This window comes from Biformimicrobium ophioploci (assembly GCF_030270605.1).
Classification (GTDB): Bacteria; Pseudomonadota; Gammaproteobacteria; order Pseudomonadales; family Cellvibrionaceae; genus Biformimicrobium; species Biformimicrobium ophioploci.
Window position 1 is genome coordinate 360,682 of the sequence record NZ_BSYJ01000002.1, and the last position, 18,438, is coordinate 379,119.

At 60.0% G+C, this 18,438-nt stretch carries 17 protein-coding genes; 3 read left to right on the plus strand and 14 right to left on the minus strand.

Annotated features, from left to right (window positions below):
• From nuoK to QSJ80_RS05090, 10 genes are all read right to left on the minus strand, one after another.
• Complete coding sequence (nuoK, locus tag QSJ80_RS05045; RefSeq protein ID WP_285763237.1) at nt 1-321, minus strand: NADH-quinone oxidoreductase subunit NuoK; 321 nt, start codon at nt 319-321, stop codon at nt 1-3.
• Nucleotides 314-862, minus strand: coding sequence for an NADH-quinone oxidoreductase subunit J (gene nuoJ, locus QSJ80_RS05050; RefSeq protein WP_285763238.1), 549 nt, complete (start codon nt 860-862; stop codon nt 314-316). The genes nuoK and nuoJ overlap by 8 nt, the downstream gene beginning before the upstream one ends.
• Nucleotides 863-864: 2 nt before the next feature.
• Nucleotides 865-1,383 carry an NADH-quinone oxidoreductase subunit NuoI gene (gene nuoI, locus QSJ80_RS05055; RefSeq protein WP_285763239.1) on the minus strand — a complete coding sequence of 173 codons (519 nt, stop codon included), beginning with the start codon at nt 1,381-1,383 and terminating at the stop codon, nt 865-867.
• 12 nt (nt 1,384-1,395) lie between these two features.
• The gene (gene nuoH / locus QSJ80_RS05060; protein WP_285763240.1) at nt 1,396-2,358 is read right to left on the minus strand and encodes an NADH-quinone oxidoreductase subunit NuoH; all 963 of its coding nucleotides are present in this window, start codon (nt 2,356-2,358) and stop codon (nt 1,396-1,398) included.
• Nucleotides 2,358-5,246, minus strand: coding sequence for an NADH-quinone oxidoreductase subunit NuoG (nuoG, locus tag QSJ80_RS05065; RefSeq protein WP_285763241.1), 2,889 nt, complete (start codon nt 5,244-5,246; stop codon nt 2,358-2,360). The genes nuoH and nuoG overlap by 1 nt, the downstream gene beginning before the upstream one ends.
• Nucleotides 5,247-5,279: 33 nt before the next feature.
• Nucleotides 5,280-6,587 carry an NADH-quinone oxidoreductase subunit NuoF gene (gene nuoF, locus QSJ80_RS05070; protein ID WP_285763242.1) on the minus strand — a complete coding sequence of 436 codons (1,308 nt, stop codon included), beginning with the start codon at nt 6,585-6,587 and terminating at the stop codon, nt 5,280-5,282.
• The gene (gene nuoE, locus QSJ80_RS05075) at nt 6,584-7,132 is read right to left on the minus strand and encodes an NADH-quinone oxidoreductase subunit NuoE (RefSeq protein WP_285763243.1); all 549 of its coding nucleotides are present in this window, start codon (nt 7,130-7,132) and stop codon (nt 6,584-6,586) included. The genes nuoF and nuoE overlap by 4 nt, the downstream gene beginning before the upstream one ends.
• A 52-nt stretch (nt 7,133-7,184) precedes the next feature.
• Complete coding sequence (nuoC, locus tag QSJ80_RS05080; protein ID WP_285763244.1) at nt 7,185-8,996, minus strand: NADH-quinone oxidoreductase subunit C/D; 1,812 nt, start codon at nt 8,994-8,996, stop codon at nt 7,185-7,187.
• A gap of 9 nt (nt 8,997-9,005) precedes the next feature.
• Complete coding sequence (locus QSJ80_RS05085; RefSeq protein ID WP_285763245.1) at nt 9,006-9,635, minus strand: NuoB/complex I 20 kDa subunit family protein; 630 nt, start codon at nt 9,633-9,635, stop codon at nt 9,006-9,008.
• 75 nt (nt 9,636-9,710) lie between these two features.
• The gene (locus tag QSJ80_RS05090; protein WP_285763247.1) at nt 9,711-10,133 is read right to left on the minus strand and encodes an NADH-quinone oxidoreductase subunit A; all 423 of its coding nucleotides are present in this window, start codon (nt 10,131-10,133) and stop codon (nt 9,711-9,713) included.
• 362 nt (nt 10,134-10,495) lie between these two features.
• Here QSJ80_RS05090 and QSJ80_RS05095 point away from each other — a divergent pair, with 362 nt between their 5' ends.
• Complete coding sequence (locus QSJ80_RS05095) at nt 10,496-11,275, plus strand: NRDE family protein (RefSeq protein ID WP_285763248.1); 780 nt, start codon at nt 10,496-10,498, stop codon at nt 11,273-11,275.
• Between the two features lie 24 nt (nt 11,276-11,299).
• On the opposite strand, the gene QSJ80_RS05100 is transcribed toward QSJ80_RS05095, so the two are convergent.
• Nucleotides 11,300-11,986, minus strand: a complete 687-nt coding sequence (locus tag QSJ80_RS05100) for a hypothetical protein (protein ID WP_285763249.1) — start codon at nt 11,984-11,986, stop codon at nt 11,300-11,302.
• 22 nt (nt 11,987-12,008) lie between these two features.
• Nucleotides 12,009-13,091: an MBL fold metallo-hydrolase gene (locus QSJ80_RS05105; RefSeq protein ID WP_285763250.1), complete on the minus strand. Its 1,083-nt coding sequence runs from the start codon at nt 13,089-13,091 to the stop codon at nt 12,009-12,011.
• Nucleotides 13,092-13,270: 179 nt separating this feature from the next.
• On the opposite strand from QSJ80_RS05105, the gene QSJ80_RS05110 reads away from it, so the two are divergent.
• Together QSJ80_RS05110 and QSJ80_RS05115 are read left to right on the plus strand one after the other, a co-directional pair.
• On the plus strand, nt 13,271-14,443 hold the full coding sequence (locus QSJ80_RS05110; RefSeq protein WP_285763251.1) for a glutathione S-transferase family protein: 1,173 nt from the start codon (nt 13,271-13,273) through the stop codon (nt 14,441-14,443).
• 97 nt (nt 14,444-14,540) lie between these two features.
• Nucleotides 14,541-14,777, plus strand: a complete 237-nt coding sequence (locus QSJ80_RS05115) for a DUF1145 domain-containing protein (protein ID WP_285763253.1) — start codon at nt 14,541-14,543, stop codon at nt 14,775-14,777.
• A gap of 130 nt (nt 14,778-14,907) precedes the next feature.
• Here the strand turns inward: QSJ80_RS05115 and QSJ80_RS05120 are convergent, their stop codons facing one another.
• Both QSJ80_RS05120 and QSJ80_RS05125 read right to left on the minus strand, forming a co-directional pair.
• On the minus strand, nt 14,908-16,704 hold the full coding sequence (locus QSJ80_RS05120; RefSeq protein ID WP_285763254.1) for an acyl-CoA dehydrogenase C-terminal domain-containing protein: 1,797 nt from the start codon (nt 16,702-16,704) through the stop codon (nt 14,908-14,910).
• 35 nt (nt 16,705-16,739) lie between these two features.
• Nucleotides 16,740-18,410 carry an AMP-binding protein gene (locus QSJ80_RS05125; protein WP_285763255.1) on the minus strand — a complete coding sequence of 557 codons (1,671 nt, stop codon included), beginning with the start codon at nt 18,408-18,410 and terminating at the stop codon, nt 16,740-16,742.
• Nucleotides 18,411-18,438 lie beyond the last annotated feature (28 nt).

The following is an 18,438-nucleotide window of genomic DNA, read 5'->3' on the forward strand; positions in this document are numbered from 1 at the left end:
CTAGCCCCTCAATGCGTTCATATTGTCGACGTCCACCGACTTGAAGCGGTGGAAGATCTGTAAGACCAGTGCCAGCGCGATGGCCACTTCGGCTGCAGCCAGGGTGATGATGAAAATGAACATCACCTGCCCGTCCGCATTACCCCAGTGGGCGCCGGCGACGATAAAGGCCAGTGCTGCGGCGTTGAGCGTGATTTCGATCGACATCAGCATAAACAGGATATTGCGGCGCACCATCAGGCCCGCGATGCCGAGACAGAACAGGATCGCGGCAATTACCAGCCCGTGTATCAGGAATCCGCCAGTGCCGAGGTCAGCCATTGTTGCGCTCCTTGCCTGTGGCAGAGTCCGTGTGTTTGCGGGTGGCCGGTCGGGCGAGGTGAAAGGCGCCAACCAGCCCGGCCAGCAGCACCATCGAAGCCAGCTCCACGGCGATCAGGTAAGGGCCAAACAGGGCAATGCCCACCTCCTTGGTGGGTACTGCCTTTGGCGCAAAGCCTTCACTGGAACCGCCGCCGCCAAGTAAAACGACCAGCGCAAGCTGCAGCAGCAGGATCCCGCAAAGAATACCGGGGCCGGCCCACAGCTTCGGATTCAACCACGCACTTTCCTGCTGCACGGCAGCGTCACCCTGGTTCAGCATCATGATCACAAACACCATCAGCACCATGATGGCGCCGGCGTAGACAATCACTTCCAGCGCCGCCGCGAACGGCGCGCCCAGCTGAAAGAACAGGCAGGCCACGGCCAGCAGGGAGACAATCAGGTACAGCAGCGCATGCACGGCATTGAGGCGGGTGATGACCATTGCGGTTGCGAGTATCGCGACGGTGCCGGCGAGGTAGAAATAGAACAGTTCCATGGCTACGAAATCAGGCTCTTGACGTTGATGGGCTCTTCTTCGTTGAGGGCTTCGCCCTTGTCCTTGCCGCCGATGGCCTTGCCGGACACGCGATAGAAGTTGTATTCGTGATATTTGCCGGGGCCGTCGATCAGCAGATCCTCTTTTTCATACACGAGGTTCTGGCGGTCGTATTCGGCCATTTCGAAATCCGGCGTCAGCTGGATGGCATAGGTTGGGCAGGCGTCTTCGCACAGGCCGCACATGATGCAGCGTGAAAAGTTGATGCGGAAAAACTCCGCCTGCCAGCGACCGTTCTCATCTTCGGTTTTCTGCAGGGCAATGCAATCCGGCGGGCAGGCCACGGCGCACAGGTTGCAGGCCACGCAGCGTTCCTCCCCATCCGGGTCACGCGTGAGCACGATGCGCCCGCGATAGCGCGGCGCCAGGTAGGGCATTTCATCCGGGTACTGCACCGTGTCGTTCTTGTTAAACAGGTGCTTGAAAACCAGCCACAAACTTCTTATCTGACTCAGGATCATTGCGCACTCCGTTTATGAGATTAGGATCGCGGCGGTCGCGAGCAGGTTGATCAAGGACACCGGCAGCATCACCTTCCAGCCAAAGTCCATCAGCTGGTCATAGCGCGGCCGTGGAATGGCGGCGCGCAGCAGCACAAAGAACACCACCAGCACAAAGGTCTTAATCAGGAACCAGGCCAGCGGCGGCAGCCATGGCCCCAGCCAGCCACCGAGAAACAGGGTGGTGATCAGGCCGGAGATGAGGATGACGGACAGATATTCGCCGACAAAGAACATGCCGAACTTCATCCCGGAGTATTCGGTGTGAAAACCCGCGGTGAGTTCGTGCTCCGCTTCCGGCAGGTCGAATGGCAGGCGATGGCTCTCTGCGATACCCGCAACCAGGAACACCAGGAAACCGAAGAACTGCGGCACTATGTACCAGCCGCCTTCCTGGGCCAGTACGATCTCGCGTAGGTTGAAGGTGCCGGCCATCATCACCACGCCCATCAGGCTGATGCCCATGAAGACTTCGTAACTGACAGTCTGCGCGGCCGCGCGCAGGCCGCCAAGCAGGGCATATTTGTTGTTGGACGCATAGCCACCGAGTATCACGCTGTAGACCGCCATGGAACTCATGGCGAGGAAAAACAGCAGGCCGATATTGAGGTCGATGACGCCGATGCCCGGTGCGATGGGAAGCACCGCAAAGCCCATCAGCATGGCGATCATGACGATGGTGGGGGCCAGGATAAATACCGGGATATCGGCGAACTTGGGGACGAAGTCCTCCTTGAAGAACAGTTTGATCATATCTGCAACCACCTGCAGCAGGCCGAAGGGGCCCACCCGGTTGGGGCCCGGGCGGTCCTGCCAGAAACCCAGCAGGCGGCGCTCGCCCCAGGTAAGCAGTGCGGCAAAGATGACGGCGGCAAGCAAGATGCCGCCGATATTGAGCAGGGTGGCGAGCACGCTTGGCTCGGTTACGGCTTCCATTATTGCTGGCCTCCTGTTTCAGGGGCGATATCGGGGCTTGGATTGCGCGAGACCGGGGCGGTCGCGGCGCGCTGTACCAGGCGCAGGCCGGCGTAAGCGCTGATATCCAGGTCGATATGGGGCAGGCCGGGAATACCCATCGGCAGGCAGACCATGCCCGCGGGCAGGTCGGCACAGAGCTCGGCATCCAGCTCCAGGTCCTGGTCACGAATCTGCAGGCCGACCCTGTCATGGTTGCGGATATCGAGGCGGTCCGCATCCAGTGAGGAAACCAGCAGTTTGGCGCGGGCAGATAATTCGCGTACCCCCGGTGCTTCATTACTCAGCTCATCGGAACCGAATACGCAGTAACGGGGCACGATCAGCAGCTGCTCGGGGTCCGCGGCAAACGCATTGGGGATCTCCGTCTTCCAGCCACTGTCTGAACCGGCCTCTTCCAGTGTCAGGCGCAGCCCGGATTCACCACCGCGCAGATGGCCACCGACCTCGTCCTGGAACTTGTTGATGGACTGGTTGGAATTCCACCCGGGCGCCCAGCTGCTGGAAGCCAGCGCCGGTGGCGCCTCGCTGTGTGCACCCTCCATCGAATAGGACAGTGGGCTGTCGTCATCCACAGGCTGCTTCTTCTCCGCCACGCAGAGGTTGGCGTACATGGCGGTGCGGCCGCTGTAGCGATGCGTCTGGCGTGCGACCTTGAGGCCGCTGATACGGAAGTTGCGATCCGGGGGTATTTCACTGATGCCTGCAAGACCGGGGACCGCATTCTGCAGGGCGGCGTCCACATCCGCGGTGTGTTCCCAGTTCGCCATGGCTTCAATATGGGGCGGGAACTCGGTGTTGTGCTGGCAAAAGTAGAGTGCGGCATCGGCCAGCCAGCGCCAGCTTTCCTGAATGTAGTCCGAGCCTTCATAGACCGGGTAGAAATGCTGGGCGCGGCCCTCGTTGCTGACGAAGGTACCCTGCGATTCGACTACTGCGGAGGCGGGGAAAATCAGATCGGCGCGTTGGGTCGTACCGGTCAGGAGCACGTCCAGCACCACAACCGTCTTGGCGCCGCGTATCAGGCGCTCGGCAATGTGCGGGTCTATGCGGGTAAACAGGTCATTCTCGAGAATCACGAGGCAGGTGCCAAGTCCGGCTTCCTGGTTTTCCTCCACCAGCTGCGCAACCTGCATCAGGTGCTGCTGGTGCGCAGTGGGTGTTTCCGGTTGTAGTAGACTGAGACCAAGGCTGTTTGCCTCCGGCTGCACGATGCAGGTGTTGACCGGTGCCGCGCGGTGCTTTGCCAGCGCGCGGGTGATGTTTCGGCTGGCCTCGATAATGTCTTCCGACTGGCAGCCGCTGCCGGTAACCAGTAGCGGGTTCCGGGCAGACATGAGCCATTCTGCTACCTGTACCGCCGCGCGTTGTTGCGGCTGGCTCAGGCCGGTCACGGCGGGCGCGCTCGGATCAATGGTATGCGCAACGGCAAAGCCGAAGCGGGCCAGGTCCTGCGGTGCGGCTACCAGCAGGCCGCTGACTACGTCAGCCAGCCGGGTCGGTTCTGTGGCGGCGATAAACAGCGGCGAACGTTCGCCGTCATCGAGCTGGCGAACGGCGGCATCCTGCCAGGTCGGGATCTTGAGCTTGCGAGCCTTGTCGAGTACCGCATTGCGTACCGACTGGCGCAGCGCCAGCGCCACTCGGGGCGCGGTATTGGAGACATCTTCACCAAGAATGAAAACCGCATCCGCCGCTTCAATATCCGGAATGGTCGGGCTACGGGTATCCGGGCTGGCGTGCAGTGACTTGCACCCCTCCATCAGGCTGGCGGCGCGTGGGGATACGCCGAGGTAGAAGTTCTCGTCGCCGACGAATTGCCGGAGCGCAAAGTTGTTCTCGAGGGTGGCCCTTGGTGAGCCAATGCCGATCACCTGGCGGGCGCTGTCCGGGGACAGTAATTCGGCAAGTTTCTGCACGCCTTTCTGTGGCGAAATCTCCGGGAATACCTTGGTGTCCTTTGTCGCAGTGGTCGCAAGCAGGTCTTTTTCCGCGGCACCGAGTACGCGCTTGAGGCGCAGCTCGCTGTTGACGTATTCATAGCCGAAGCGACCGCGATCACACAGGAAGTAGCCATTGATGTCGCCGTGGTAACGGTTCACCACACGGCGCAATGCGCCATAGCGTTCGCCCGGGGTGGTGTTGCAGCCCACAGCGCAATGGTTGCAAACGGAAGGGGCAGTCTGCAGGTCCCACTTGCGCGCATAGTGGCCGCTGAAGGTTTTATCGGTGAACACGCCGGTGGGGCAGACCTCCACCAGGTTGCCCGCAAATTCGCTTTCCAGGGCGCCGTCCTGCTGGCGGCCAAAATACACCTGGTAGTTGCGCCCCAGAGCAGCCAGGTCGGTGCCACCTGCATACTCGCGGTAGTAGCGCACACAGCGGTAACAGGTGATGCAGCGGTTCATCTCATGGTTGATGAACGGCCCCAGGTCCTGGTTTACATGGGTGCGCTTGCTGCCCTCGTAGTAGCGTACCGTATGCCCGGACATCTCTGTCATGTCCTGTAGATGGCACTCGCCGCCTTCCTCACATACGGGGCAGTCGTGCGGGTGATTGGTCATCAGGTCTTCGATCACCGCGCTGCGGAAGTCCTGCGCGGACTGGTCGCCAATGGAATAGATGCCACCATCGGTAACCGGTGTCATACAGCCCATGACAAGCCGGCCGCGTTCATCTTCTTCGTTCGCGTACTGGGTCACCGCGCACTGGCGACAGGCGCCGACGGAGCCCATTTCCGGGTGCCAGCAGAAGTAGGGCAGGTCCAGCCCGAGAGACAGGCAGGTATGCAGCAGGTTCTGTCCGGCCTCTACTTCGTATTCCTTGCCATCGATTTTTATTTTTGGCATTGCTCTTCCTTCAGAGTGCTTTCCATGCCGCGATCAGGCGCCGACAAAACGTGTTTCGGCCGCTTCATAGGGGCAGCAGCCCCTTTCGATATGATCGAGGAATTCCTTGCGGAACATCTTCAGTGCGCTTTGCAGCGGCTCGGCGGCGCCGGGTGCCAGTGCGCAGAATGTATTGCCCGGGCGCATGTTCCAGACCTGCTGCGCCAGCTGGTCCAGTTCACGCACGCTGCCCTTGCCCTGTTCGATATCGGTGAGGATTTTTTCGACCCACGGCAGGCCGTCGCGGCAGGGCGTACAGAAACCGCAGGATTCCTTGGCAAAGAAGCGCATCAGGTTGCGTACCATACCGATGGGGCAGGTCTTGTCGTCGAGAATGATCATGGTGCCGGTGCCCATGCGGCTACCGGCCTTGCCGATGGCGTCATAGTCCATGGGCAGGTCCAGGTGTTCGGGGCCGAGGAAATCCGTGGAGCCGCCGCCGGGCAGGAAGGCCTTTAGTTTGTAGCCGTCCTGCATGCCGCCGGCATGCAACTCGATGATCTCGCGGATGCTGGTACCCATCGGCAGTTCCCAGGTACCCGGGTTCTTGACCCGGCCACTCACACCAAACAGCTTGGTTCCGGCATCGGCGCCCTTGCCGAGGCCCCGGTACCATTCCGGCCCATTGGCGATGATGTGGGAGATATTGCACAGGGTCTCGACATTGTTGACCACTGTCGGCTTGCCCCACAGCCCACTGACCTGCGGGAATGGCGGTTTGGCGCGCGGGTTGGCCCGCTTGCCCTCGAGGGCGTTGAGCAGGGCGGTCTCCTCACCGCAGATGTAGTTGCCGGCACTGCGGTGGACATACAGGTCGAGTGAGAATTTCGTGCCGCAGATGTTGTGGCCGAGATAGCCGTGTTCGTAGGCTTCCTCGATCGCGTGCTCGAGGCGATCAGCGGCAAGGTGGTATTCACCACGGATGAAGATGTAGGCCCTGACCGCCTCGATGCCATAGGCAGAGATGATCATGCCCTCGATCAACTGGTGTGGATCACGCTCCATCAACAGGCGATCCTTGAAGGTACCGGGCTCCATTTCATCCGCATTGCAGACCAGGTATTTGGTTGCCGGGCTGCCTTCGCCACGGGGCACGAAACTCCACTTGAGGCCGGTATTGAAGCCTGCACCCCCGCGGCCGCGGAGGTTGGCAGCCTGTACGGTTTCCACCACATCATTCGGTTGCATGGTGGACAGGGCTTTCTTCAGGCCCGCATAGCCACCGTTCGCCTGGTATTGCTCGATTGTTGCCGCAATATTTTCCGGGCCGATATTTTTGGTGAGCGGGGTGGAGGCCTTCATGCGTTTTCTCCCGCGAAAATTTCCCGGATTTTTTCGCAACTCAGGTGGCGATGCATTTGCTCACCCACCATCATTACCGGTGCCTTGTCGCAATCGCCGAGGCACTGGATCGGGATTAATGTGTATTCGCCATCGGCAGTGGTTTCGCCGGGCTTGATGCCCAGGTGTTCCTCGAGCTTTGCGCGTACCTGCTCGCCACCCATGATCCAGCAGCTGACGCTGTCGCAGTAATAGATCACCTGGCGTCCCACAGGCTCGCGAAAGATCAGGGTGTAGAAAGTGGCAACGCCTTCCAGTTCAGCGACCGAAAGCGACAGGTATTCGGCCACGGCCTTGAGAGTGTCATCGGAAATCCAGCCGCGGTATTTCTGTACGATCTTCAGCGCGTCGATGCCCACCGCACGTTTGGTTTCGTAACGCGGGATCTCGTGGTCGATCTCCGCTTTTTCCTGCGCGGTCAGGTAGTTGGCATAGGGGCCGGGCACCTTCTCCCGCGCGATGATCTCAGGCTCAACAGTCACTGCTTTTTCAATCGTTCTGGCCATTCAGGTCTGCCTAATCTTTTGTTTTTCTCGTGCTTGCCAGCTGTCCTGCCAGCTATCGATCGACGTCCGCCATGACAAAGTCGATGCTGGCGATAATTGCAATCAGGTCCGCCACCATCAGCCCGTTGGAGATATGTGGAATCATCTGCAGGTGCGGGAAAGATGGGGTGCGGATCCGGGTCCGATAGGAGGTGGTGCCGCCGTCACTGACAATGTGGTAGCTGTTCAGGCCCTTGGTGGCCTCGATCGGAAAGCAGCTTTCCCCAACCGGCATCACCGGCCCCCAGCTGTTGTTCACAAAATGCTGGATCAGGGTCTCTATATCCTCCATGGTCCGCTCTTTGGCGGGGGGCGTCGTCAGCGGGTGGTCGGACTTGTAGGGTCCGCTCGGCATATTGTTCAGGCACTGCTCGATAATACGCAGGCTCTGGCGGATCTCTTCCACCCGCACAACACAGCGATCAAAACAGTCGCCGCCATTAGCCGTTGGTACATCGAATTCGAACTGCTCATAGCCGGAGTAGGGGCGCCGCTTGCGCAGGTCCCAGTCCAGCCCGGTGGCGCGCAGGCCCGGGCCGGTAATGCCCCAGTCCAGCGCTTCTGCGGTGTTGTAAACGCCTATGCCACGGGTACGCTTTTGCAGGAGTTTGTTCTTGAGCACCATGCCCTCGTATTCGGCAAGGCGCGCAGGCATGTAGTCCAGGAATTCCCGCACCATCCTGTCCCAGCCCTCTGGCAGGTCCTGCGCAACGCCGCCGATACGGAACCAGGCCGGATGCATGCGCCCGCCGGTGATGGCCTCGACGATGCCGAACAGCTTTTCCCGGTCGATGAACATGTAGAACACAGGCGACATCTGGCCTACGTCCTGGGCAAAGGTGCCGTAAAAAACCAGATGGCTGGAAATACGGAAGAGCTCGGCCATCATCACCCGGATGGTCTGTGCACGCGGTGGTACCTTGATGCCGGCCAGTTGCTCCAGTGCCAGTACGTACGGCAGGTTGTTCATGACCCCACCGAGGTAGTCGATGCGGTCGGTGTAGGGCATGTAGCTGTGCCAGGCCTGGCGCTCTGCCATTTTCTCCGCGCCGCGATGGTGGTAGCCGATGTCCGGGACGGAGTCGATGATCTGCTCGCCATCGAGCTGCAATGCCACGCGGAAGACGCCGTGTACGCTGGGGTGGTTCGGCCCCAGGTTGAGGAACATGTAGTCACTGTCCTCACCGTGGTCGGCCATGCCCCATTCTTCCGGCCGGAAGCGCAACGCTTCCTGCTCGCGGTCCTGCTTCTCATCGCTGAGCGTGAATGGGTCTACCTCCGTTGCGCGCGCGTGATGGTCCTTGCGCAGCGGGTGGCCTTTCCAGGTATGCGGCATCATGATACGGCGTAGGTGGGGGTGGCCATCAAACGCGATGCCGAACAGGTCCCAGACTTCGCGTTCATACCAGTTGGCGTTCGGCCACAGTGCAGTGGCGCTCGGCAACGAAAGAGCGTTCTCCGTGAGAGGCACCTTGATACGGATGAACAGGTCACGCTCCACGGACAGCAACTGGTAGACCACGGTAAAGTCTGGTTTTTGCGTGCCCTGCGGCCGCCCGTAGTCGTTGATCCGCAGGCGCTCGTCAATCGCCGTCAGGTCGTACAGCATTGCAAACGGGTGCGGGATTTTGTGTTTCAGGTAGCGCAGCAGGGCAATTACATTACCGGGGGTAGTCCACAGTGTGGGGAAACCGTCGGCGCAATCCTGCAGCTGGTACCAGGCATCATTGGCATTGCGGCGGATCTCCGCCAGAAATGCGCGGGCGGCGAGCGCATAGGTCTTTGTGGGAAGAGGTTGCTTGCGGGTCAGGGTATCTGATTGCATGGCGAACCCCTAAACCGTAGTTGGCGGGCGCAGGGTGGTGGCCCGCATACGGCTGTCGCGATGCTTGTCACGCTGGCTGGGATTGGGCACTTGCCGGGCACCCTGGTCATCCACTACCCAGCTCAGTGGCCGACGGTCTTTCTGAATGGATTCCTGTAACAGGTTGAGGCCCTGCATCAGCGCTTCCGGGCGCGGCGGGCAACCGGGCACATAGACATCCACCGGCAGGAATTTATCCACGCCCTGCACCACGCTGTAGATATCGTACATACCACCAGAGTTGGCGCAGGAGCCCATGGAGATCACCCAGCGCGGTTCCATCAACTGCTCGTATAGGCGCTGCAAAACAGGCGCCATCTTGATGAAAACAGTTCCGGATATCACGATCAGGTCCGCCTGGCGCGGCGTAGCGCGGATAACCTCTGAACCGAAGCGGGAGATATCGTGGCGGCTGGTAAATGAGGTGGCCATTTCCACGTAGCAGCAGGACAGGCCGAAGTTGAATGGCCACAGGGAGTTGCTCCTGCCCCAGGCGACCAGGTCTTCCAGCTTGGTGAGCAATATATTTTTCTTCAGGTCATCGTCGTAGTCGGACGTTTTGCTGGAAGTAATTATGTTGGGCGCGTCTGCCTTCGTCATTCGCCAGCGCATGTGCGGCTTCCTTGTGCTTATTCTGTTGCTGTTTGTCTGTTATTTTTTTGCGTGTCCGCCCGGTTATTTCCCGTTGTTTGCGTTGACGCTTTCCCGCTGCTCCAGGCTTTTTTGCTTGCCGCCCCAGTCGAGCGCGCCAAGGCGCCACAGATAAATGAGGCCGACCAGAAGTACACCGATAAAGATGCTCGCCTCGATGAATCCGAGCATGCCGGCTTCGCGGAAGGAGATGGCCCAGGCGAACAGATAAATGGCTTCGAGATCGAAGATTACGAACAGGATGGCGACCAGATAGAAGCCGATAGAGAAGCGTAGCCTCGCACTGCCAACGGAGACAATGCCGGACTCATAGGGTTCATCGGTGGCCCTGTCCCTGCGCCGCTGGCCGAGAAAGTGCGAGAGGGTGAGCATCAGTACAACCAGTCCCAGCACCGCAAGAAAATAGGCGATGAGCGGCCACAGCTCGGGTACTACAACATCAACCACGGCAATTCCCTCCGTTTTTGATACTGTGTAATCAGGCGCCGGCCATTCCATGGCTGGCGGAAGATCGTTTTTATCAGTGTGACAGACCGACGTTGCTACGACAGATGTGAGGGCTCTTCGCTGCCTGCACTAAATGCCCGCCGTTATCACTACACTTGTTTATATAAATAATACGAATTAAACGCCAGCTGGCTGCTGGAACGTTTAGTTATCACTGTTTTTGCTCTTATAATGTTTGACGCTGTGAAAAGTCACGCCAGTTGGCGCTCAGTACGCGGTGCTTGGGCGCTTGAGAGCATTTCAGTAAAATTTGCGTGGCGCCTTTTTATTTTCCGGGCGCAAGTAACCCGAGCAAAAAATTCATGTGCATCCTGTTTCTTGCCATCCGCAAACACGAAGACTTTCCGCTGATCGTCGCGGCCAATCGCGATGAGTTCTACTCGCGTCCCACCAGGTCCAGTCATCTGTGGCAGCCTGATGAAGTCGTATTGGCGGGTCGGGACGAGCAGGCGGGGGGCAGCTGGATGGGGTTATCCCGCAGTGGGCGCGTCGCTGCGCTGACCAATGTGCGCGGGCCGACTGAAGTCGTGGAGGGTGGCCCGAGTCGTGGCGGCCTGGTACTGGATTACCTGCGCGGCTCCCACCAAGACAGTGATTATCTGGAAATGCTGGAACAGGAGGGGGAACGCTATTCCGGTTTCAATTTGCTGTTCGGCCACTGGAATGCGCTACACGTGTATAGTAATCGTAATCCGCTCGCGGTTCAGCTGGAGTCCGGTTTTTTCGGGCTCTCCAACGCCGCACTCAATACTCCGTGGCCGAAACTGAGCCGCGGTGTCAGGGCGATGGAGGATTACGTCAGTTCCACCGGATCGCCAGACCCGGACCAACTGATGATGTTACTGCGCGACGAGTCCCGTGCGGAGGATGTCAACCTGCCGCATACGGGCGTGCCCATCGAGACTGAGCGCATGCTGTCCTCCATTTTTATTCGCAGCGAAACCTACGGCACGCGGGCGTCGACCGTGCTGATGGTGGATCAGGGGGGGGGCTACCATTGGATCGAACAGTCCTATGGCGTCAACGGCACATTAGGACAGAAGGTTACATATAACGGCACCTTTCAAGCGGGCGGCCAATAACCGTCCTGCGACCCTCTCACCTGTTTAGAATAATTTGAAGCGTTTTCCCCGTAGCTTCGGCGTTTTGTGCTCTTCCGGCAGGGTGCAGAGGCGGTCCATGCGGGTGGTGCTGCCGTCGGCGTATTCCCACACCAGTTGTTCGCCATCCATGTAGCGTTTGACCACGACGGGCCCCCAGCCGAATACGCGGAACTCCAGTACGCCGTTATTCCAGGTGGTGCCGGCGGAGCTGCGAGCGCAGTATTCGCGTTCGCCAGCAGTGAACAGGACGGAGCCCTCGGTATCGTTAGAGGTGAGGCCGCCGGTACTGTTGGGACCCAGGTCGTGGATGATGCCGGCTGAGGTGATGACCATCCGCTCGCCGCACTGCTCGACCCGTTCCAGATGACCTTTGTATCCGCCTTCTACACCAATCCACAGGCCGCGCAGGTCCGCCGTGCCATCAGCCAGCGGCTCGGTGCACTCGGCCAGAATCGGTAACGGGAAGTGCTCGTAAGCGCAGCCGGGGGTGTTGCCCTTGGGGATGTCGGCGGCCATCTTGCCGCTGCCGTCCAGTTCCGGCAGCGCGCAGTAGTTGAGGGTGCTACCGTCGCCGGCGAGGATAGCGGGGTCGGTGGTCAGCGGTGGGCGGGCGGAGAAAAAAGCCAGCCAAAAAGCCCAGGCGAAAAACGCCAGCAGGGCCAGTGCGGTGCGGGTAAACCATTTTTTCATTGTGTGATTCCTGTAGGGCTATTCAGAGCCCTTCTGAGATCATGCGGATTTCGTCACTGCCGCCGGGCAGGGAGAACAGGGTACCGTCGCGGGTGATTGTCACCGGACCTGAATAAATCTCGTCCAGGCCGTCCACAAATACCGCCTCCATAGCCGGCACGCGCAGTGGTGGCACCAGGTGGTACAGGGCCAGGTGGCCAACGCCGGCGCGCTGCGCACTTTCGGCGGCTTCGCTGGGGCTGGTGTGGTAATCCTGTATGTCATGCATCACCTTGGCGGCGATGGCGTTGCCGGTTTGCTTGCCGACTTTTCCGATAATGCCGACCAGCTTGCGTGACAGCGCCTCGTGCAGCAGCAGGTCGGCGCCTTTGGCGAAGTGCTCCAGGTTGGGCGACTGCACGGTATCGCCGCTGATCACCACACTGCGGCCGGCGTAGTCGAAGCGGTAGCCTACTGCCGGTTCCACGGGTGCGTGTTCAACGCGGAAGGCGGTGATGCGCAGCCCGTCACGGTCCCATATAACCTCGCCCACGCCGTCTGCGGGTACTGCAAACGGCTGCGCCACCATGCCTTTGCCGGACAGCGGTGCCACCGTATCCCCGTGGTGGTCGTGGCGGTACTGCATGTCCTGGGCGTAAGCCTGGTTGAAGCCCTCCACTACCTGCTGCACGCCTTCCGGGGCAAGCACCGGCAGGGGGCTGGTGTTGGCATTGCTGGCCCAGCGCAGGGTGGCCACTTCGCCGAGACCGTCGATATGATCGGAGTGGAAGTGGGTCAGCAGCACCGCATCAATCTCGCCGATGGGCAGGCGCATCATGCCGATGGTCTTGGCACCGCCGCTGCCGGCATCCACCATCAGCAGGTTTTCGCCCGCCATCACCAGCAGGCAGGGGCCGGAGCGCTGCGGGTCGGCCATGGGGCTGCCAGCACCGCACACGGCAACGTGCAGGCCATCACCCAGTTCTGCGAGGGTGTCGGCGGCCATCATCCGCGGCATGGCACGCTCCATCAGGACGGGCGCGATCTTTGCACGCTGGCTGAACAGAGCCAGAGCGGCGATGGCGATCACTCCAAGTCCCAGGATAATTTTTTTGTTCGTGTTCATTGTGTGGCTCCTTTCGGCACTTCCAATGGCGGAATGATGCCAGCTGTGCACTTGTGCGCGCATCGCTTTACCTAATGTCACAAAGTATGCCACTATTTGGTCGAGAGTAAAAATACCAATAAAGCCGCTGCGGGGCCCGTTGCCGCCTGCGCAGTTCACTACCAGACCGGAGTAGCCCGATGACCGAGCCCTATGTGATGTATGGAATCCCCGCTTCGCTGTATACCGCCAAGGTACGCTGCTATATGCGCAAGCAGGGAATCGGGTTTACCGAGTGCGGGGTGAACCACCCGCATTACCAGAAGGCGATCGTGCCGCAGCTCGGCCGTTTTATCATGCCGGTGGTGGAGAGTACCGCGGGTGAGGTGATTCAGGACGGTACCGACATCATCGATTACTTCGAGCAGCAGGGCCTGTACCGCCAGTCGGCCTATCCGGATACGCCGCTGCAGCGCACCGTGGCGCACCTGTTCGAGCTGTTTGGCGGGGAAGGGCTATTGCGCCCGGCGATGCACTACCGCTGGCACTTCGACGAGGAAAACCTGACCTTTCTGAAAGATGAGTTCTGTGCGGGCCTGGTACCGCCCGGCACGGATGAGAATGGGCGTACGCAAATATTCGAGTTTGCCAGCGGGCGCATGCGCAAGGCCGCGGTCGGCTTTGGCGCGCCGGTCGAGGCGCGTGCACTGATCGAACAGTCTTACGCCGAATTCCTGGCGCTTTTCTCCGAGCATCTCGCCGCTGCACCCTACCTGCTCGGTGGCCGCCCAACCCTCGGTGACTATGGTCTCACCGGCCCGCTCTACGGGCATATGGCGCGCGACCCCAAACCCGCCGCGCTGATGCGTGAGACGGCGCCGCGGGTGGCGCGCTGGGTGGAGCGTATGCATGCGCCGGAACAGGTAGCCGTGGAGTATGCAGAAGAATATGTGGGAGAAAACGCTCCGCTGTTTGCCGATGACGCTATTCCCGATACCCTGAAGGCGCTGATGCGCTATGTGGCCGAGGAATACCTGCCGGAGCTGGAGGCGCATGTGGCCTTTGCCAACCAATGGTTGCGCGAGCGCCCGGACCTGAAGGACGGTACCAACGGATGCGAAAATCCCGCCACACGTATGATCGGCAAGGCAGAGTTCCAGTGGCGCGGCATATCATTGAGTACTTGGGTGATGCCGTATCGTTTCTACCTGCTGCAGCGCATCCAGGACAGCTACGACGCGGCAACGCACGCCGAACAGGAAGCCATCACGGCGCTGTTTGCCGAGACCGGGCTGGAAGCGATGCTGAGCCTGCGTACCGACCGCCGGGTAGAGCGCCACAAGCACCTGGAAGTGTGGGGGCCGTTGCGTTAAGCAGATGCGCTTGACGCATGTTTATGGGCCGCAGCAAGCGGCCTTTTTTATGTTCTAATTCTATGAAATATTCCCCGATCAATGTTGGAGAAGATGAATGCTGAAAAAAATACTGAAAGCCCTGATGATCATATTGTGGCTGGTGATCCTGGTGAGCATTGTCCCCGGGGTAGACATGCCCTATGAGCAGGGCCTGCAGCGACTGGGGCTGATACTGGTTGTGGTGCACCTGCTGGAGTTCGCAGTGTTCCGGGCGCGTATTCGCAAGCAATCTGAAAACTGGAAAGTTACCCTGCCCAATACCCTTTTGTATGGGGTGCTTTACTGGTATTGAAACTGGTTGTGCATTTTGATTATGCGGATTTAACGGTGTACTGAGTGTATGCTGTGCGGCTGCAAAAAAAGGGCCCAGTAAGGGCCCAAGAGATCAGCAAGGTGACGTATAGCCAGCTACGCTGGAGGAATCAGAATGCGAAGTGCTCCGCAGCGATGGCCATCATGCTGTCGCCGCCGTTCTGGATGCAGGCGCTGTGGCTCTTGGCCCGCGGCAGTACCCGGTCAAAGTAGAAAGCACCGGTCTGAAGCTTGGCTGTATAGAAATCCGTATCGCCGCTGCCACCGGCGAGCTTCTCCTGCGCAGTGGCCATCATGCGCAGCCAGTAGTAGCCCAGCGTGACGTAACCGGCGAACATCAGGTAGTCCACCGAAGCCGCACCGATCTCTTCCGGGTTGGCTGCGGCGAGCTTGCCGATGGTTGCGGTGAGCGACTGCAGCTCTTCCAGGTACTGGCCAATCACCGCGGCGCGCGGTGCCAGTTGTTCGTCTGCGTTGCACTGGCCGAGGAAACTGCCCATTTCCTGCATGAAACCCTTCAGCAATTCGCCCTGGCTGCCCAGCACCTTGCGGGCCAGCAGGTCCAGTGCCTGGATACCGGTGGTGCCCTCGTACAGGCAGGAAATCTTGGTGTCGCGCATCAGCTGTTCCATGCCCCATTCGGAAATGAAACCATGGCCGCCGTACACTTGTACGCCGTGGCTGGTGGACTCCATGCCGGTCTCGGTGAGGAAGGCCTTGGCAATAGGGGTGAGCAGGGCCAGCTTGGCTTCCGCACGCGCGCGTTCGTCCGCGTCTTGACTCTTGTGAGTGGTGTCGATCAGCAACGACAGGTCGGCGCTCATGGCGCGGCCGCCTTCGGCAAAGGCTTTCTGGGTCAGGAGCATGCGGCGCACGTCCGGGTGCACGATGATCGGGTCGGCCGCCCCGTCCGGGTTTTTGGCGCCGGACAGGGCGCGCATCTGCAGGCGCTCGCGGGCGTAGGTCAGCGAGCCCTGGAAGGCGGCTTCCGAGGCGGCCACGCCCTCAAGTGCTACGCCCAGGCGCGCAGAGTTCATGAAGGTGAACATGCAATTGAGGCCGCGGTTGACCTCGCCAACGAGGTAGCCGCGGGCGTCGTCAAAGTTGAGTACGCAGGTGGCGCTGCCCTTGATGCCCATCTTGTGTTCGATGGAGGCGCAATGCACACCGTTGCGTTCCTCAAGCGCGCCCTCTTCACTGACGTTGACCTTGGGCACGATAAACAGCGAAATACCCTTGGTGCCCGCCGGGGAGCCGGGGATGCGCGCCAGCACGATGTGCACGATGTTTTCTGCCAGGTCGTGGTCACCGGCACTGATAAAAATCTTGCTACCGTTGAGGCGGTAGCTGCCATCATCGTTGACTTCGGCCTTGGTGCGCAGCAGGCCCAGGTCAGTGCCGCAGTGGGGCTCGGTCAGGCACATGGTGCCGGTCCAGCGTCCTTCGACCAGCGCCGGCAGGAACCGGGCTTTCTGGGCGTCGGTGCCGTGCGCCTCCAGTGTTGCCATGGCGCCGTGGCTGAGGCCCGGGTACATGCTCCAGCTGTGGTTGGCTGCGGATATCATTTCGCTGATCGGCTGCTGCAGCGAATGTGGCAGGCCCTGGCCACCAAACGCCTCACTCTGCGCCAGGGTTGGCCAGCCCGCTTCCTTATACTGCTCGTAGGCTTCCTTGAACCCGTCAGGCGTGGTCACTTCACCGTCGTTCCACTGGCAGCCCTGTTCGTCGCCGATGCGGTTCAGGGGCGCGACAACCTCCTCTACAAACTTGGCCGCTTCTTCGTAAATGGCATTCATGGTGTCCGCGTCGACATCCTCGAAACCGAGCTTGCGATAGTGGGTCTCGCAGTCGAACACTTCCTGGAGTACAAACTGCATGTCGCGTAGCGGGGCTTTATATTCGGGCATGACAATAACTCTCTAAAATTTCGTTTGGTCGGGTATCAGGCTTCGATCAGGAGTTTGCGCAGGTCTTTACGCAACACTTTGCCAACAGGAGTTTTTGGCAATTCATCCATCACTTCGAATTCCCGCGGCACCTTGTAGGCGGTGAGGTGCTGGCGGCAGTGGGCAATCAGTGCCTCGGTATCCAGCTCACCCTCATGAACCTCCACGTACACGCGCACTTTCTCTCCGGTCTGATCGCAGGGCACGCCAATGGCACCGGCGGTAGCGATGGATTCGTGCATCGCGACCACTTCCTCGATTTCGTTCGGGAATACGTTAAAGCCGGAGACCAGGATCATGTCTTTCTTGCGGTCGACAATGCGCAGCAGGCCATCCTCATCCAGGGTGGCGATGTCACCGGTGGCGAGCCAGCCGTCTTGCAGGATTTCGGCAGTGGCCTCCGGGCGCTGGTAATAGCCTTGCATCACCTGAGGGCCCTTGACCCACAGCTCGCCGGGTTCGCTGGTGGCGACATCTTTGCCGTTCTCGTCTACCAGACGTACATCGGTAGAGGGCAGGGGCACGCCGATGGCGCCGCTGAAGTGCTCCTGGGTGTAGGGGCTCACGGATACACAGGGAGAGCACTCGGTGAGGCCGAAGCCTTCGAGCACTGCGCAGCCGGTTTTTTGTTGCCACTTTTCCGCCACTGCGCGCTGGGTGGCCATGCCGCCCGCCATGGTGACTTTGAGGCCGCTGAAGTCCAGCTGGTCGAAACCGGGGGTGTTCATCAGACCATTGAACAGGGTGTTGACCCCGGTGAAGAAGCTGAAGCGGTACTTGGACAGGGTTTTGACAAAACCCTCGAGGTCGCGGGGGTTGGCGATCAGCAGGTTGCTGCCGCCACTGGAAATAAACGCGAGGCAGTTACAGGTGAGGGCGTAGATATGGTAGAGCGGCAGGGCCGTGACCATCATTTCCTTGCCCTCTTCCATGATCGGCTCAATCATGGCCCGCGCCTGCAGCATATTGGCGATGATATTGCGCTGGCTCAGCACCGCGCCCTTGGCCACACCGGTGGTGCCGCCGGTGTACTGCAGAAAGGCAGTATCTTCCCCGGAGATGGCTACCGGCGACAGGGTCATGCGCGCACCGCGGGCCAGGGCTTCGTTGAACCCGATAGCACCCGGCAGGCGGAAAGCGGGCACTGCCTTCTTGACCGTGCGCACCATAAAGTTGATCAATTTGCCCTTGAGGCCCAGGCAGTCGCCCACACCGGTGGTGATCACGTGTTCCACCGGCGTCTCTTCGATGACCGCCTCGAGGGTGTGCGCGAAGACTTCAAACACCAGGATTGCCTTGCTGCCGGAGTCCTTGAGCTGGTGGCGCAGTTCGCGCTCTGTATACAGTGGATTGACGTTGACCACGGTAATACCTGCCATCTGGGCGCCGAACAGTGCAATCGGGTATTGCAGCAGGTTGGGTACCATGATGGCGAGGCGGTCGCCCTTGACAAGCCCCAGGTCCTGCTGCAGGAATGCGGCAAAGGCCTCGGCTTTTTCCCCCAGCTGGGCGTAGGTTAGTTCTCTGCCCATGCTGATAAATGAGGGGTTTTGGGAGAATTTCTTTACCGATTCCTGAAAAATTTCAGCGATCGAGTGGTATGCATCCGGATTGATTTCTGCAGGAACGCCTGGTGGATAAAGGGTCTCTTGCCAAGGTCTGTTCATTATTTTTTTCCTGGTCGCTCGGCGGCCG